This is a genomic window from Rhodococcus sp. NPDC056516 (assembly GCF_042794655.1).
Lineage (GTDB): Bacteria > Actinomycetota > Actinomycetes > Mycobacteriales > Mycobacteriaceae > Rhodococcus_F.
Genome location: NZ_JBHTTG010000002.1, coordinates 127,678 through 144,647 on the forward strand (window position 1 = coordinate 127,678; position 16,970 = coordinate 144,647).

General features: G+C 64.8%; 13 protein-coding genes and 1 riboswitch. Of the genes, 6 read left to right on the forward strand and 7 right to left on the reverse strand.

Annotated features, from left to right (window positions below; all coding sequences use genetic code 11):
- Window positions 1-14 precede the first annotated feature (14 nt).
- Window positions 15-1,157, reverse strand: a complete 1,143-nt coding sequence (cobG, locus tag ACFQ6Y_RS05780; protein ID WP_378630065.1) for a precorrin-3B synthase — start codon at window positions 1,155-1,157, stop codon at window positions 15-17.
- Window positions 1,158-1,231: 74 nt separating this feature from the next.
- A riboswitch (cobalamin riboswitch) is annotated at window positions 1,232-1,318 on the forward strand.
- Window positions 1,319-1,381: 63 nt separating this feature from the next.
- Between cobG and cobN the strand changes: the two genes are divergently transcribed.
- Window positions 1,382-5,002: a cobaltochelatase subunit CobN gene (cobN, locus tag ACFQ6Y_RS05785; RefSeq protein ID WP_378630069.1), complete on the forward strand. Its 3,621-nt coding sequence runs from the start codon at window positions 1,382-1,384 to the stop codon at window positions 5,000-5,002.
- Between the two features lie 39 nt (window positions 5,003-5,041).
- On the opposite strand, the gene ACFQ6Y_RS05790 is transcribed toward cobN, so the two are convergent.
- Complete coding sequence (locus ACFQ6Y_RS05790; RefSeq protein ID WP_378630073.1) at window positions 5,042-6,697, reverse strand: GMC oxidoreductase; 1,656 nt, start codon at window positions 6,695-6,697, stop codon at window positions 5,042-5,044.
- A gap of 203 nt (window positions 6,698-6,900) precedes the next feature.
- On the opposite strand from ACFQ6Y_RS05790, the gene ACFQ6Y_RS05795 reads away from it, so the two are divergent.
- Window positions 6,901-7,281, forward strand: a complete 381-nt coding sequence (locus ACFQ6Y_RS05795; RefSeq protein ID WP_378630076.1) for a PPOX class F420-dependent oxidoreductase — start codon at window positions 6,901-6,903, stop codon at window positions 7,279-7,281.
- 7 nt (window positions 7,282-7,288) lie between these two features.
- Here ACFQ6Y_RS05795 and ACFQ6Y_RS05800 read toward each other — a convergent pair whose 3' ends face one another.
- From ACFQ6Y_RS05800 to ACFQ6Y_RS05815, 4 genes are read right to left on the reverse strand one after another with little or no spacing between them, the layout of a single operon-like run.
- Window positions 7,289-8,194, reverse strand: a complete 906-nt coding sequence (locus ACFQ6Y_RS05800; RefSeq protein WP_378630080.1) for a TIGR01777 family oxidoreductase — start codon at window positions 8,192-8,194, stop codon at window positions 7,289-7,291.
- Window positions 8,194-9,555 carry a metallopeptidase TldD-related protein gene (locus ACFQ6Y_RS05805; RefSeq protein WP_378630084.1) on the reverse strand — a complete coding sequence of 454 codons (1,362 nt, stop codon included), beginning with the start codon at window positions 9,553-9,555 and terminating at the stop codon, window positions 8,194-8,196. The genes ACFQ6Y_RS05800 and ACFQ6Y_RS05805 overlap by 1 nt, the downstream gene beginning before the upstream one ends.
- Window positions 9,552-11,072, reverse strand: a complete 1,521-nt coding sequence (locus tag ACFQ6Y_RS05810; RefSeq protein ID WP_378630088.1) for a TldD/PmbA family protein — start codon at window positions 11,070-11,072, stop codon at window positions 9,552-9,554. Before ACFQ6Y_RS05810 ends, ACFQ6Y_RS05805 begins: the two co-directional genes overlap by 4 nt.
- Window positions 11,073-11,102: 30 nt before the next feature.
- A complete protein-coding gene (locus ACFQ6Y_RS05815) occupies window positions 11,103-11,870 on the reverse strand; it encodes a TSUP family transporter (RefSeq protein WP_230815638.1) in 768 nt (255 codons plus the stop codon).
- Window positions 11,871-11,908: 38 nt separating this feature from the next.
- Between ACFQ6Y_RS05815 and ACFQ6Y_RS05820 the strand changes: the two genes are divergently transcribed.
- Complete coding sequence (locus tag ACFQ6Y_RS05820) at window positions 11,909-13,072, forward strand: sensor histidine kinase (RefSeq protein ID WP_378446023.1); 1,164 nt, start codon at window positions 11,909-11,911, stop codon at window positions 13,070-13,072.
- Window positions 13,073-13,149: 77 nt separating this feature from the next.
- The gene (locus ACFQ6Y_RS05825) at window positions 13,150-13,809 is read left to right on the forward strand and encodes a response regulator transcription factor (RefSeq protein WP_003945024.1); all 660 of its coding nucleotides are present in this window, start codon (window positions 13,150-13,152) and stop codon (window positions 13,807-13,809) included.
- Window positions 13,810-13,846: 37 nt separating this feature from the next.
- On the opposite strand, the gene ACFQ6Y_RS05830 is transcribed toward ACFQ6Y_RS05825, so the two are convergent.
- On the reverse strand, window positions 13,847-14,506 hold the full coding sequence (locus tag ACFQ6Y_RS05830) for a hypothetical protein (RefSeq protein WP_378630095.1): 660 nt from the start codon (window positions 14,504-14,506) through the stop codon (window positions 13,847-13,849).
- Between the two features lie 249 nt (window positions 14,507-14,755).
- Here ACFQ6Y_RS05830 and ACFQ6Y_RS05835 point away from each other — a divergent pair, with 249 nt between their 5' ends.
- The gene (locus tag ACFQ6Y_RS05835) at window positions 14,756-15,316 is read left to right on the forward strand and encodes an FxsA family protein (RefSeq protein ID WP_378630097.1); all 561 of its coding nucleotides are present in this window, start codon (window positions 14,756-14,758) and stop codon (window positions 15,314-15,316) included.
- 12 nt (window positions 15,317-15,328) lie between these two features.
- Complete coding sequence (locus tag ACFQ6Y_RS05840) at window positions 15,329-16,963, forward strand: amidohydrolase (RefSeq protein ID WP_378630099.1); 1,635 nt, start codon at window positions 15,329-15,331, stop codon at window positions 16,961-16,963.
- Window positions 16,964-16,970: the final 7 nt, after the last annotated feature.

Here is a 16,970-nt window from a genome sequence, read left to right on the forward strand (position 1 = left end):
ACACGATAGAGGCATCACCGATCGGGCGGATTCACCCGGTAACCGTCACCCGTCGCGATCACATCCGCTACGTCCCCGCGGGGACGTCCACAACTGCGGTCGCACCCGGCCCAGTGCTGGCGCCCGACAACGGGAAGTTCGGCCTGCTCGACGGCGGTGATGGCGTCGGTGCGCACATCGGCGAGAGACTTCTCGCATCCCGGGCTTCCGGTGCAGGCGGTGACCTCGTGCCACGGTGAGTTCTCGTCGAAGATCAACCCCATGGGTGCCAGCACCCGGACTACCTGCTCGGCTGCCCATTCGTCGAGGTCGAAGATATGCACCGATCGCCACGGCGTCACGACGACGGGCTTGTCGACGGCGGCGAGGAACTCGGCCAGCCGAGCGTCGAGCAGTCCGAATCGCAGGCCGCCGCCCAGAGCTACGGTCCCGTCGCGCTGCTCGAGCCAGCCGATAGTAGGCCGTGCATCCGGCGTGAGGTCCGCCGCAACGGTGGACTCGGCGCTCAGACCCAGCTGCTCGAGGGTGCGTTCGATTCCGTCCGGAACCTCGGCCAGGCGCCAGTGCTTGTCGCGAACGTCGAGGAATGATCGAGCCGCCTCGAGGAGCAATTCGACGGCGTCGTCCGCCTGGACGAGATGAGTGGTGTGGTGACCGGCGAGCACCAGTGAATGCTCGGTGGCGCTGCGCGCATGGAGTCCGAAATCGCCCCGCAGTCCGGTGATGTCTCCGCGCCCGTCGTCAAGAGTGAACAGCGTTCGCCCCGGCAGATCCGCCAATGCCTGATCCGCCTGGATGGCCGAATCGAGACGGTGGACCAGTTCACGAATGTCGGCGACGCCCCCGATACGGCCGGACAGTGGGGACGCGAGAATGTTGCGTACTCGCTCGTGCGTCGCGGACGGCAGGAGACCGGCCGACGCGATGCGCGCCGCGAAGGCTTCGGGATCTGAGACCGAGCGCAACTGAACGTTGCCTCTCGAGGTGAGTTCCATCTGCCCGTTACCCAGATCGCGCGCCGCGTCTGCAAGCGTCTGCAATTGGGCCGGGTTGAGGAGACCACCGGGGAGGCGCACGCGTGCCAGTGCGCCGTCGGCGGCGTGGTGAACTTGCAGTGCACCCGGGCACGCGTCTGGCTGTGAACGGTCCGTGGGCATGGCTCCAGGGTACGACCTGTCATGAGTGCCTTCTGCGGACCGGTAGCATCACCACCACCAGTGACGGCAGTTGAGGAAACCGGTGAAAGTCCGGTGCGGTCGCGCCACTGTGAGTGTTCTTTCGAACGGGATGTGTTTCCGCTCGGAAACACGAGTCAGACCCTCAACCGCCGTCGATGACAGATCTGTGCCACGGGGCGCGAAACCCCAGGAAGGCTTCACCCGTGATTCTTCTGCTCTCCACGTCCGACACCGATCTGCTGAGCGCCCGCGCCAGCCAGGAAGCCGGCGACGGAGTTTCCTACCGCTGGGCCAATCCCTCACGCTTGCTGGTCTCGGAAGACTTGCCGCCTCTGCTCGACGGCGTCGACCTCGTGATCGTTCGCATCCTCGGCAGCCGTCGTAGCTGGGAAGACGGCTTGGACATGGTCCTCGCCTCCGGACTCCCCGTAGTCGTGCTCGGCGGCGAGCACGCGCCGGACGCCGACCTCATGGAGTGCTCGACGGTTTCCGCCGGTGTCGCTGCCGAGGCCCACAACTACCTGGCCGAGGGTGGCGCGCAGAATCTGGCACAGCTGCACCACTTCCTGTCCGACACCGTCCTGCTCACCGGTCACGGTTTCGAGCCGCCGGCTCACCTGCCTTCCTGGGGGATCGCGGATTTCGCGCCCGATCTCGACTGGGCGACCGGTCCCGTCATCGCCGTTCTGTACTACCGCGCTCAACATCTGGCCGGTAACACCCGGTATATCCAGGCTTTGTGTGACGCCGTCGCCGAGGCCGGTGGCACCGCGCTCCCGATCTACTGCGCATCACTGCGAACCGCAGAAGCCGAACTTCTGACCACTCTCCGCCGCGCCGACGCCATGGTCGTGACAGTTCTTGCTGCCGGCGGCACCAAGCCCGCGACGGCGTCCGCCGGTGGCGACGACGAAGCCTGGGATGTCGCCGCACTCGCTGCACTCGACGTCCCCATCCTGCAGGGCCTGTGCCTGACCAGTAGCCGCGCCACCTGGGACGAGAACGACGACGGACTGTCTCCTCTCGACGTCGCGACCCAGGTCGCGGTGCCGGAATTCGACGGCCGCATCATCACCGTCCCGTTCTCCTTCAAGGAAATCGATGCCGACGGACTGTCCACGTACGTCCCCGACGTCGAGCGCGCTGCCCGTGTCGCCGGGATCGCGGTCCGTCACGGCAAGCTGCGCCACATTCCCACCACCGAGCGTCGCGTTGCTCTGATGCTCTCGGCGTACCCGACCAAGCACGCCCGCATCGGCAACGCCGTCGGTCTCGATACTCCGGCGAGCGCAATCGACCTGCTCACTGAAATGCGTTCTGCCGGTTACGACCTCGGTCCGATCGACGGTCCGGACGCAGTCCCCGGCCTGGCGGCGAAGGACGGCGACGCGCTGATCCATGCCCTGATCGCGGCCGGCGGCCAGGATCCCGACTGGCTCACTGCCGAGCAGCTCGAGGGAAATCCGATCCGAATCTCGGCAGCAAAGTACCGCGAATGGTTCGCCACGTTGCCCGAAGCGCTGCGCAGCGGCGTCGAAGAGCATTGGGGCACAGCACCCGGAGAGCTGTACGTCGACCGCTCGCAGGATCCCGACGGCGAAATCGTCATCGCGGCACTGCGATTCAACAACATCGTCCTCATGGTCCAGCCGCCGCGGGGATTCGGTGAAAAGCCCGTCGCGATCTACCACGATCCGGATCTGCCGCCGAGCCATCACTACCTCGCGGCCTACCGCTGGATCGCGGCGACGCCTGATGCTGGTGGGTTCGGTGCCGACGCGGTTGTGCACCTCGGCAAGCACGGCAACCTCGAATGGTTGCCGGGCAAGACACTCGGCATGTCCAGCAACTGCGGCACCGACGCAGCCCTGGGCGACCTGCCGCTGATCTACCCCTTCCTGGTCAACGACCCGGGTGAAGGAACACAGGCAAAGCGTCGTGCCCACGCGACGCTCGTCGATCACCTGATCCCACCGATGGCCCGCGCCGAAAGCTACGGCGACATCTCCCGTCTCGAGCAACTGCTCGACGAGCACTCCAACATCTCCGCACTGGACCCGTCCAAGCTGCCGGCCATTCGCCAGCAGATCTGGACGCTGATGCGGGCAGCCAAGATGGACCACGACCTCGGCCTCGCGGAGCGCCCCGAAGAAGACGTCTTCGACGACATGCTCCTGCACGTCGACGGTTGGCTGTGCGAGATCAAGGACGTCCAGATCCGCGACGGCCTGCACATTCTCGGCCGCGCTCCCGAGGGCGACGCCGAAATCGAACTGGTACTCGCGATGCTGCGTGCCCGTCAGATGTGGGGCGGCGAACAGAGCGTCCCCGGTCTGCGTGAGGCCCTCGGGCTCAGCGAAGACGGCGACGAGTCCCGCAGCCGTGTCGACGACATCGAGGAAAAGGCGCACGCTCTGGTTCGCGGCATGTACGACGCCGACTGGAGCCCCGCTGCCGCCGAAGACCTCAGCGACGACGAGACCGTCGTGAAGATCCTGCAGTTCGCCGCCACCGAAGTGGTTCCGCGTCTGCGGCAGACGAACAACGAGATCAAGCAGGTCTTGCATGCGCTCGACGGCGGTTTCATCGCCGCCGGCCCGAGCGGCTCGCCGCTGCGCGGCCTGATCAACGTGCTTCCCACCGGTCGCAACTTCTACTCGGTCGACCCCAAGGCAGTTCCGTCGCGTCTGGCGTGGGAGACCGGTCAGGCCATGGCCGAGTCGCTCGCCGCTCGCTATCTCGCCGATCACGGCGAGTACCCGCGCTCGGTGGGTCTGTCCGTGTGGGGCACCGCTGCCATGCGCACCTCCGGCGACGATATCGCCGAAGTGTTTGCGCTCCTCGGTGTTCGCCCGGTCTGGGACGAAGCAAGCCGACGCGTGGTCAACCTCGAAGTCATCGATCTCGAAGAACTGGGCCGACCGCGCATCGACGTCACCGTCCGCATCTCCGGATTCTTCCGTGATGCGTTCCCGCATGTGCTCGCATTGCTCGACGACGCTGTTCAGTTGGTGGCGGCGCTGGACGAGACGGACGAGCAGAACTACGTGCGCGCTCACGCGCAGGCCGACCTTGCCGAGCACGGCGACGCCAGGCGTGCGACCACCCGTATCTTCGGTTCGAAGCCCGGAACCTACGGCGCCGGCCTGCTGCAACTCATCGACTCCAAGACCTGGCGCGGTGACGACGACCTCGCCGAGGTGTATACCAACTGGGGCGGCTTCGCGTACGGCCGTGGGCTCGACGGAATCCCGGCAGCCGATGACATGCGCAGCGCATACCGTCGAATCAACGTGGCGGCCAAGAACACCGACACGCGTGAGCACGACATCGCCGATTCGGATGACTACTTCCAGTACCACGGCGGCATGGTTGCCACTGTGCGCGCGCTGACCGGAAAGTCACCCGAGGCGTACATCGGGGACAGCACCCGGCCGGAATCGGTTCGTACACGCACACTTTCGGAAGAGACTGCCCGCGTCTTCCGGGCGCGTGTCGTCAATCCCCGCTGGCTCGACGCCATGCGCCGTCACGGGTACAAGGGTGCATTCGAGATGGCGGCCACGGTCGACTACCTCTTCGGTTACGACGCCACCACCAACGTGGTTGCGGACTGGATGTACGAGAAGCTCGCCGAGACCTACGTTCTGGACGAGCAGAACCAGAAGTTCATGACCCAGTCGAACCCGTGGGCCTTGCACGGAATCGCCGAGCGACTCCTCGAAGCTGCCGAGCGCAACATGTGGGAGCACCCCGAGCAGAAGACACTCGACGGCTTGCGTCAGGTGTACCTCGAAACCGAAGGCGAACTCGAGGGAGAGTAGACCTCGAGATCACCGGCAGGGTCCGGGCGCTGAAGTGTTTCAGCGTCCGGACTTGATGATCTGAGCGATGTTCCGTTCCGCCAGCGCCGTGATGGTCAGTGACGGATTGACAGTGCCGGTGCTGCCGGGAATGGCGGCGCCGTCCATCACGTACAGACCGTCGTAGCCCTTGACTCGCCCGTAGCCGTCGGTGGCCTTGCCCAGAACCGCACCGCCGAGGGGATGTGCGGTGAACGAGGAATTGACGTCCTTCGCGAACGGCAACGCGGACGGCAGCGTGGTCCCGGCGAACGCCATCTTGTTTTGAACGGCGCGCAGGGCCTCGACGGTGGCGTCGTTGCCGTTCTTCGGCCAGTTCAACACCACCCGATCGTTGCCGCCGTCGTAGGCGAAGTCGGCGCGCTGCGAGTCGAGAGTCATACCCAAGGTTCCGAGCATGCCGATGTTCACGGGCAAGCCGGGGACGTACCAATTCTCGAGGGAGAGTGGCATTCCCGACTCGTCGACGATGCGCGACGCCGACGGCGCGGCCTGCGCGGTGCCGTCACTGAAGCCGAACGAGCGCACCATTCCGGCGTCGCCGTTGGTACCCCAGCCTTTGCCGACGTGTTCGTTGAGGTTCGTCAGCGCGCCGGTCGCCTGGGCGCGCACCAACAGTTCGGACGTGCCGATGGAGCCGGCGCCGAGGAACAACCGATCACAGGTGAGAGTCTTGCGCGCCAGAACGCCGCCCGTCGGATCCGTCGATTCGACGTCGACGACGTAACGTCCATCGCGTTCGCGACTGATTGCGAGCACCTGATGTCCGTAACAGACGGTGGCTCGTCCGGTGGCTTCGGCGGCGGGAATGTAGTTCTGCGTGAGGTCGAACTTCGCGCCGTTGGAGTTACCCATGTTGCTGTCACCGACAGTGGCCGAGGCTCGGGTTCGGCCGTCGAGTTCTGAGCGCACCACGTCCCAGTTCCAGATCCCGTCGATCCGCTGCGGATCGAAGCCCGCACGACGAGCATCCTCATCCCAGCGACGCGAGTGCCCGAAGTTCGGGGTTAGGTAGATGTCTTCGGGCAACGGGCTCAGACGCAGCATCTGGCGCACTTTGGGGTACCAGGTGGACGTCATCTCGTCGTAGTCGAGGGAGTTGCGGAAGACCGCGTCGAAGAATCGGCGCTCGGGGGCGATCATCACGCCGGTGAAGACGATGGACCCGCCGCCGACTGCAGCGCCGCGCCAGACCGAGATGTGTTCGTAGTCGGTGGCATCGAGGACGCCGCTGAAGTAGTCGCACGCCACGGGGAGTCCGGTGAGGTTGGTGAACGATGTTCGCCGGAAAACTCCGCGGCCGTCGGCCAGCATGTCGGAGGTGTGAATCTCTCGCTGCGGATCGTGAGGCCATCGAAGTCCGCGTTCGAGGATGGTGACCTGGGTGCCGCTCTGCGCAAGCCTGAGGGCGGTGGCGCTTGCGCCGAATCCGGAGCCGATGACGATGGCTTCGGAATGCTCCGGGGGAGTAGGCGAGGGTACGAACAACTCGGGGACGAGCGCGCGGTAGTGATCAGCACCCATCGGTAGCGCCCGCAGAGGTGCGGGGGCTGCGTGGCTGATCGACGTCGACATGAGCGGTGCCGCGGCTGCAACTGCCACCCCCACCCCGGCCGATTTGAAAAAGTCACGACGCTGCATGTCACGGCGCTGCATGTGTAAGTTCGACTCCCCAGTTCGACGGTTTGCCTCAGAATAACTCGAGATGGAATTCGGGGACGAAACGGTGTGTCAAATGCCTATTGAAACCGGATAAAACGTGCATAAGAGGCAAAGTTCAGTCGAGGATGAGCAGTCGCCAGATAGTCGCGGAAGCCTGTCGGTGTTCAGCGGGAGGTGCTCGCACCTATCCTCGAGGAGTGAACCCCGACTTCAAGCGTGTCTCCGAGGCCAAGTACGTCCTACTCACGACCTTCCGCAAGGACGGAACGCCGGTGGCGACTCCGCTCTGGGCCGCGCCGGACGGCGACAAGCTCCTGATGTGGACAGTCACCGATTCCTACAAGGTCAAGCGCATCAGGCGAAACCCGTCGGTCACCGTCGCTGCGTGCGATGCTCGGGGAAATCCCAAGGGCGAACCAGTTGCCGCCGTCGCCGAGATCCTCGACGGACTGGGCACCGATCATGCTCGCGACGCGATCGCACGTCGGTACGGAATCCTCGGCTGGATCACCATGAAGGGCAGTCTTCTTCGCCGCGGCAAGACCGGAACGATCGGCATTGCCATCACTTCGGCCTGACCGCGCGTCACTTGCCGAGCAGATCATCCAAGGCTGTGTCGAACTGCGGATAGGCGAATGGGAAGCCGTTGTCCGTCAACACTTTCGACACGGCATGTCGACCGGTCAGGCCCAGGGCCGCGTCGCTGCGCAGCAGGAACGCGCCGAGTCGGACCATGAAAGCGGGTGTCGGCGGGGCAGGTGGGCGGTGAAGGTGCTTGCGCAGCCCGGCCATCAGTTCTGAATTTCGGACAGGATCCGGGGCAGTCGCGATGACCACACCCGAGGCGGCCGAATCGGGTTCGAGGGCCCAGCGCACGATCGACAGCCAGTCCTCGATGTGAATCCAACTCGTCCACTGCCTGCCCGAGGCAACGCGTCCGCCCAGACCGAAACGCACGAGCAACAGCAGTCGCTCGAGCGCCGGTGTGCCCTTCTCCAACACGACGCTGGTCCGCAGGATCACTACTCGTGACGTGTTGGCGCCCTCGACCGCTGCCTCCCAGTCCTTGGCGACGTCGGTCATCTGAGGCGGTCCGTCAGCGAGGGGAGAATCCTCGTCCAGCCGGGACTCACCCGCGTCGCCGTAGATCGCGAGCGTGCTCGCCTGGATCCAGACCGGAACAGGGCTCGCCAGTAGTTTCGACGCTTCGACCAGCGCACGGGTCGGATCGACTCGGGAACTGGTGAGTAGTGCAATGTTTGCCGGTGTGGGTCGGCGATCGACCAACTCGCCGGCCAGATTGATCACCGCGGCGCCGTCAAGTTCTCCTGCCCAGTCGCCCACCGTGACGCCGTCCCACTGAACCTGCCTGTGCCTGCCGAGTTTCGGTGACCGAGTCAGGACCACGACGTCGTACCCGCGGCCGGCGAGATCGTCGCAGATCCGGCGGCCGAGAGCGCCGGTGCCGCCGGCGATCACGACCTTCGCCATCACTGCGCCTGACTGACCGAGGACATGTGGAAATCGGGAATGCGCATCGGCGGCATCGCCGTTCGAGTGAACCAGTCTTTCCACTCGCGGGGGAGCGTGATCTCGGTTCGGCCCGCCTCCGTGACCCGCCGCAGGAGATCGAGGGGGCTCTCGTTGAAACGGAAGTTGTTGACGGCGCCGACGATCTTGCCGTCCTCGATCAAATACACACCGTCACGCGTGAGTCCGGTCAACAGCAGCGTCGTGGGATCCACCTCGCGGATGTACCAGAGGGTCGTGAGCAGCAGTCCCTTCTCGGTACCTGCGATCATGTCCTCGATCGAGGTGTCGTCACCACCGGTCAGGATGAGGTTGTCGCCGGGGACTGCGACGGGTCGACCGAATTCGCGGGCAGCGTGGCGCGGGTATGCCAGCGCATTGACAACCCCGTCTCGGACCCAGTCGACGGGTTCGATCTCCATGCCGTTGTCGAACAGTGAGACGGATTCGCTCGACGACGTCGTGATCACGAACGGCGCGGACTGCAAGCCCTCGGCCTCGGGGTCGGAGGTCAGCGTGAGTGGCAAGGCACCAAGTTTCTCGCCGATCCGGGTGCCGCCGGTGGAGGAAAGTGCGGTGTGCCCCTCTTCTGCGCCGCGACCCTCCATGGTCCACATCAGATAGATCATCAGGTCCGCCACAGCAGATGGCCGAAGAATCGTCTCGTAGCGGCCGGCGGGCAGGCTGACGGAATTGCCCGCCCAGTCGAGTCGAGTGGTCAACTGTGACAAGAGCTTCGGTATTGAAATGTCGCTGAAATCGACAGTTCCGGATCCGACCCAGGCACTCGCGTCGCCGCGCTTGCCGTTGATTTCGACTGAGCCGGTGGCCTGAGCAGTTCTGCGTCGCACGCCTGTCGAGGTTCCGAGCCAGGTGGTGTGCAACTGGTGGTGGGCGAAGCCGAACAACTGGTCACTGCCGTCGAAGGCCTTCGACAGGTCGGCAGCCAACTGAGCAAAGACACCGATGTCGGTCAAGGCGGGCGGCAGGTCCCAGTCGGTTTCCGCCGCCGATTGGGTGATCAAGTCGGATGCGTCGTCAGCGGGAGTGGCTGTGCGAGCAGCTTCTTCGCTTGCCTGCACGAGCGCGGAAATCTGCTCCGGATCGACACTGCTGGAACTGACAGTGCCCACCTTCGCGATGTCACCTTCGCGCACGATCGAGATCACAGTCCACGTCCGGGACAGTGAGACTCCGTTGGTGGTCATCGAATTGTTGGCCCACCGCAGCGACGCTTCACTGGCGTCGGTCACGATCACCAACGATTCGTCTACCGTCCTCGCGGCCAGTGCACGCTCGACGACCTGCTGCGGATCGATCACTGCTGAGCCTCCGAACGGGTATTGAGGATGTTGACTCCGCGGAACAGAGCGGACGGGCAGCCGTGGCTGACCGCCGCAACCTGACCGGGTTGCGCCTTGCCGCAGTTGAATGCGCCTTGCAGTTGCCAGGTCGACTCTCCGCCGACGGCTTCCATCGAGCCCCAGAAATCTGTTGTCGTCGCCTGATACGCCACGTCACGCACCTGACCGTCGAGCTTTCCGTCACGGATCTTGAAGAACCGCTGACCGGTGAACTGGAAGTTGTAGCGCTGCATGTCGATCGACCAGGACTTGTCACCGACGACGTAGATGCCGTTCTCGACTCGTGAGATCAGGTCTTCGGTCGAGGTGTCCGTGTGAGGGTCGGGGGAGAGCGAGACGTTGGCCATACGCTGGATGGGAACGTGATGTGCGGAGTCTGCGTACGAGCATCCGTTGGAACGCGTCAGTCCCAGCCTCGGTGCGAACACGCGATCGAGTTGATACCCGACCAGTGTTCCGTCGGCGACCAGATCCCACCGCTGAGCGGCGACGCCGTCGTCGTCGAATCCGACGCTGGCCAGGCCGTGCTCTACGTTACGATCGGCGGTCACGTGCATGAGTGGCGTTCCGTATTTCAGCGTTCCCAGCTTGTCCGGCGTCGCGAACGACGTACCGGCGTAGGCCGCTTCGTAGCCGATCGCCCGGTCGTATTCGGTGGCGTGTCCGATGGATTCGTGGATCGTGAGCCACAGATTGGTCGGATCGATCACGAGGTCGGTCGGACCCGCTTCGACGGTCGGCGCCTTGGTCTTCTCGGCCAGCCACTCCGGGATCCGGGCGAGCTCGTCGCCCCAGTTCCACGTGCTCTCCGCCCCGAGATACTCCCATCCGCGCCCTACCGGCGGAGCCAAGGTACGCATCGATTCGAAGCTGCCGGCCGACTTGTCGACGGCAGTCGCTTCGAACTCGGGGTGCAGACGCACCCGTTGCTGGGTGATCGACGACCCGGACAGATCCGCGTAGAAGGTCTGTTCCTTGACCTGTAGGACGCTCGCGGTGACGTGGTCCACGCCGTCGGCGGCTTGAAGCCGCCCGGAATAGTCGACCAGCAGGGCTACCTTGTCGGACGTCGGTGTCGCGAAAGGATCTTCGAGGTACGGCGACACCCATGTCGCGTCGGCGTAGACGGGCTCGTCGGCGAGAGTGACCGGATCACGATTGAGCGAGCGCAATGCCTTCGCAACCTCGACGGCTTGGCGCGCCAGCGCAGCCGCGACGTCAGGGGACACCTCGGCGTGGGAGGCGAATCCCCAGGTGCCGTCGACGATCACGCGGACGGCGACCCCGATCTCGTCTCCGTCGGACACGGCCTGAACTACGCCGTCGCGCAACCTGATCGACTGTGTGAGCACGCGGTGGACACGAACGTCGGCGTGCTGGGCTCCGGCGGTTCTTGCTGCCGACAGCGCCGCGTCAGCGACGACTCGCAGCGGGAGGGCGAGGAAATCTGCATCGACATCTCGGGTGACGGTCACGCACACGACGCTAGTCGACGACCGCCGATCTCAGCCGAACTGCTGCCATCCGAGGCGGATCACCATGGCGATCACGACAACCAACAGCGTGATCCGGACGAATCCGGATCCCTTGCTCAACGCCATCCGCGAACCGATGACCGCACCGAGAACGTTGCAAACTGCCATAGCCAAACCCAAACTCCACCAGACATGTCCGGTGACGGCGAAGTACGCGAGCGCGCCGAAGTTGGAACCGAGATTGATCACCTTCGCCATCGCTGCGCTGCGGACGAATTCGGTTCCGAGGAAGGTCGCGAAGCTGATGATGAGAAACGTGCCCGTGCCAGGTCCGAGCAGACCGTCGTAGAGGCCGATGAGTCCGGCGGAGAGCAGCAGGACGAGAACGGTCTTGCGCTGCGTCGGACGATGAGTGGCGATGGTGGTTCCCAGCGTCGGACGCATGGTCACGAAGACGGCGACAGCGACGAGGACGACCATCACGATCGGAATGAAGTACTTCTTGTCGATCAGTGAAACGGCCGCCGCGCCGCACGCGGCTGTCACCGCAGCCAAGGCAGCTGCCGGAGCCAGCTGCCGCCACTCCATCGGGATTCGCCGGGAGAACGTGTACACCGCGGCGCTCGTCCCGGTGAAGGCCGTGAGTTTGTTGGTGGCCAAGGCCGCCTGCGGGGTCAATTGGGGCGCGACCAGAAAGAGCGCGGGCAACAGAATCAATCCGCCGCCGCCGACGACAGCGTCCACCCAACCCGCCGCCGTCGCTGCCGTCATCAGCAGTCCCCAATCAGCAATATCCACGGCGGTGACTCTTTCACAGCTGTGACACTCTTGAGCACATGCGGAGGTTCAGCCTGTGGCTGCGAGGAAAGCCGATGATCGCGGACAGCGCTCTGGCGCTCGTGTTCTTCGCGCTCGAAGTTGTCACGTTCGTGAGCTCACCTCGCGAGGAACGATGGCCTCAGCTCGTCGTCGGATTTCTGATCTGTCTGCCGGTCGTGTGGCGTCGCAAATTTCCCCGCACCTCCGCAGCGGCGATATTGTCCATGTCGTATTTCGCGACCCTGATGATGTGGGCGACAGGGGACCCGGCTGCGGAACATCCAGGACTGCTGGCACTCGGCGTCTCGCTCTACACACTCGTTGCCTACGTCGATCGACGAACCGGGGCAATCTTCGCGTGCTTCCTGGCGCTGGACATGACTCTCTCGTTGCTCGTGATCCGCCAAGACGTGATCCTCACGATCATCATCGCGACGCTGCTCTATGCGCTCGCCTGGATCACCGCCGAGTTCTTGAGCGCGCGGCGCGCGTACGACGAGGAAGTGGCAGCCAGACTCGAAGTGGCCGAGTACGAACGGGATCGGCGCGCCGAGGATGCGGTGGCCACGGAAAGAACCCGGATCGCCCGCGAGCTCCACGACGTCGTGGCCCACGCGGTCAGCGTGATGATCGTGCAGGCGGACGGAGCGTCGTACGCGGTCGAATCCAATCCGGCGTTGGCCAAGAAAGCGCTGGGCAACATCTCCAGCACCGGACGCGACGCGCTTGCCGAACTTCGCCGGACCGTCTCGCTTCTGCGCACCGAGGTCAGTAGCGACGCGATGCCGCAACACGGAACGGCGGGTATTGCCAAGGTCGTCGAGATGATGCGTGCCGCCGGACTCGGCGTGCGCCTCGAGCTGACCGGTGAACTCGACGACGTCAGTCCGTCGGTCAGCCTGGGCATTCATCGCCTCGTCCAAGAGTCCCTGACCAACGTCCTCCGTCACGCCGGCGCAAATCCGAAGGCACGAGTCACCGTGCGCCGCACCGAGACCGCGGTGCTGCTCGAGGTGGTCGACAACGGAACGTCGAGTTCGACCTTCTCTCACGGTTCGGGGAACGGACTGGTCGGCATGCGCGAGCGGGTGGCGGTACTGCACGGGACCCTCGAGACCGGACGACGCCCCGACGGCAGTTGGCGTGTCTATGCGGAACTACCACTCGAGATCCACGACTGATCCAGGCGATGTCTCTGTAACCAGGTGTCGGAGCAATCGCGTTGGCACCGACGTCTCAGGCCCGATAGGTTTACGCCGTGCCCATCACCGTGCTGCTAGTCGACGATCAGGAACTCATGCGGATGGGCCTGAACATGGTGCTCGAAGCACATGAAGACATCTCGGTCATCGGTGAGGCCGGCGACGGAGCCGCGGCGGTCGCAGCGGCGGTGGCGCTGAAGCCTGACGTCGTGTTGATGGACGTGCGGATGCCGATTGTCGACGGAGTGAAAGCCACGGAGCAGATCCTTGCCTCCGGGATCGAGTCGCGAGTCCTCGTCATGACGACGTTCGATCTCGACGAACACGCGCTCGGCGCCCTACGAGCCGGAGCGAGCGGCTTTCTTCTCAAGGACACACCGCCTGAGGATCTCGTGTCGGCCATCCGCAGCGTGGCGGCCGGTGATGCGGTTGTCTCCCCGAAGGTGACACGTCGTCTGCTGTCGAGGTTCATCGTGGACGGTCCGGCGCCGCGACGCGATCCGGTTGTTCTCGACGTCCTGACCGAACGCGAACGAGAAGTCCTCGGACACGTGGCCACTGGCCTGTCGAACATCGAGATCGCACAGCAGCTGTACCTGTCCGAATCGACGATCAAGTCGCACGTCGGACGCATTCTCACGAAACTCGACCTGCGCGATCGTGTGCAGGCGGTGGTGCTGGCCTACGAGACCGGATTGGTGACTCCGGGCGCGTAGGCCGGCCACCTGTCAAGCGGCGAGCGGTTCGCTCTGGTCAGGCATCAAAGGCGCCCACTGTGGGGAGCACGATGCAGGACTTTCCGTCGGCGTAGTCGACATTGCCGAACAGTGCGGCAAATACCTTGCCGTCACCGGTGTCGACGACCTTCGAGAGCAACGGCGTATCGAGTATCGGCAACTTCTCGTCCAACGGGACGATGCCGCCCTTGAACGTGCCCACGTTGATCCAGGCGACACTCAACCCTGAGGTCTTGGGGATGCCCACGTAACCCGGGATTGCCTGGAAACGAAGGTGATCGGCCTCGACCCACGGCGGCAAGGGGAAGTTCGGACCGGCCTGCGCGGAGCTGAGCGTGACGGTGACAGGCTCGCCGGCGATGCCGCACCCGATCGTCGGTGCCGGGTACATGAACGACTGTGGCTTCGTGACGCCGACGGCGGGGATATCGAGGGCTGCGGTGATCTGGTCGGCGCCTGCCGTGCCGATCAGCTGCTGGACAGCGGCAGACGCTTCGGGGGAGATGGCTGCGGCCTGGGCGATCAGCGCAGCAATACCTTCGGGTGCAACCGGTTCTGCGGCGGCGGTTCCGGCGCTCATCATCGTGCTGCCGGCGGTGAGTGCCACGACGGCGGCAGTGCCGGCGAGGGCAGCCGGGATGCGTCGGGCGAGTGTCTTGCCGGGGAGTCGGCTCATGTCGGGCTCCTTCATTTCATGAGGCCGGGAAATGCGGCCCGAAGTGACTTGACCACGTCCAGACTCTCAACGTCAACTTGAGGTTTAGAATCGTTAGCGGAGCGTTAGTTAATGCCAGGCAAGTCGACGGCGCCCGCAGAGGCCCCATGTGACTCACGGCACCCGCCTGTTTTGCAGGTCTGCATCGCTGTCGGGAGAAAAACCGGGCCCTCGATCGTTGAACGGGTAGACCGTCTGAAAGGGGACGTCATGATTGCCGCCGTATTCCTCCTCTACGTGATCGTCGAGATCGCAGCCTTGGTCATCGTGGGCAACGCCATCGGTGTCGCCTGGACCGTGCTGCTGTTTCTTGCCGGATCGCTTATCGGATTGATCCTCATGCGTTCGCAGTGGCGACGGGTCATGGACGGATTCCGTAAGGCCACGCGGGGTGAGGGATCGCCGTCACTGGCGGTCGCCGACGGCGCCTTGGTCGCGGCAGGCTCCGCGTTGATGTTCGTGCCCGGACTCGTGACTTCCGTTCTGGGCCTGCTGCTTCTGATTCCGCCGACCCGCTGGGCACTGCGCCCGCTTGCAGTCCTCCTGGCAGGCAAGCGCGCAGCAGCATTTGCTGCCGGTGGTGACGCCTTTGCCGGAACAGTCGGCTACGCGGCGCGGATGCGCGGAAACGGCGAGGTGATCGACGGCGAGATCATCGTCGAGACACCCGAAACCACCGAGTACGTAGCCAGCAACGGCAAGGAACTGGTCCTCGAGGGTGAGATTCTGGACACGGATACACCCACCCGTTCGCGGGGGCCGCAGTACTAACAGGCAGACTGGGTGCTCGTGACTACTCGTCTGCTGGTCAACGGCCGGATCTACAGTTCATTTGCACCTGACGCGACCTCGATCGCCATCACCGACGGCACCGTCGTGTGGGTCGGCGACGAGCGCGCCGGACGGGCGTTGCACCCCGCCGCGGAGATCGAAGACCTGGGCGGTGCGTTTGTCACTCCCGGGTTCGTCGACACCCACGTCCACATCACCGCACTGGGACTCAATCTCGTCGGCCTCGATCTCGTGGGCGCGAACTCTCTGGACGAATGCCTCTCGCGAGTACGAACATTCGCAGCCGCGAACCCCGAAACTGCCCATCCCGACGCAGTCATCTGGGGACACGGTTGGGACGACACCGAGTGGGCCGAGCAGACGCCGCCGTCGACCGCAGATCTCGACGCCGCGGCACCTGGCCGCAAGGTATATCTCTCGCGGATCGATGTTCACTCGGCCGCGTGCTCGAGCGCATTGCGCGACGGCATCTCCGGCCTCGCCGACACCGCTGGATACTCAGCCGAGGGCCCGTTGACGTTCGACGCACACCACCTGGCGCGCAATGCCGCTCGGAATCTGCTGACGGAAACGCAGCGCGCTTCTGCTCGTACCGCTGCGCTCGATCTCTGCGCCTCACGCGGAATCGTTGCCGTTCACGAGTGCGGGGGACCGGACATCTCGGGATTGACCGACTTTCAGGAACTCCTGTCCCACGATCACGGCGTGGAGGTTCGGGGCTACTGGGGTGAACGCGTCGACAGCGAGGAGGACGCGCGCGCGCTCCTCGACAAGACCGGTGCCCACGGACTCGGCGGGGATCTCTTCATCGACGGTTCTCTCGGTTCACACACCGCCTGGTTGCTCGAACCCTATGCAGACCAACCTGATTCGACGGGAAACGCCTACCTCGACGTCGACGCGATCGCCGCACACATCCGGGCCTGCACCCTCGCGGGTGTCCAGGCCGGATTCCACGCCATCGGTGACGGCGCCGTGTCGTCGGCAGCTGCCGCGTTCCGGAAAGTGGCCGACGAACTGGGTGGCCCCAAGGTCGCCGCGCTGGGTCACCGCCTCGAACATGCGGAGATGATGTCGATGGCCGACGCGGAAACCTTTGCCGCCTTGGGCGTCATCGCGAGTGTCCAGCCGGTGTTCGACGCACTGTGGGGCGGCACCGACGGCCTGTACGCGACACGTCTGGGCCTCGACCGCGCGGCAGCCCTGAATCCGTTTGCACCCGCTGCCGGTAAGGGCGTCTCACTCGCATTCAGTTCCGATGCGCCGGTCACCCCGATCGAGCCGTGGGCGATGCTGCGCGCCGCTGTTCAGCACCGCACCGACGGAAGTGGGATCTCGCCGCGTGCGGCCTTCTCCGCAGCAACACGCGGTGCGTGGCGCGCGGGCGGCGTGCGGGACGGCGCCGCGGGAACGCTCAATCCGGGCGCACCGGCGTCCTACGTGTTGTGGGAGGCAGGCGAACTCGAAGTGAGTGCACCGGCCGACTCGGTTCAGCGATGGTCCACCGATCCGCGCTCGCGAGTACCCGCTCTGCCGAGGTTGGCGGAAGATGCGCCGATTCCGGTCTGCATCTCGTCCGTGCATCGCGGACGCGTCGTCTATCAGCGCAGCTCGACGAGTGAGTGAGCGCAGC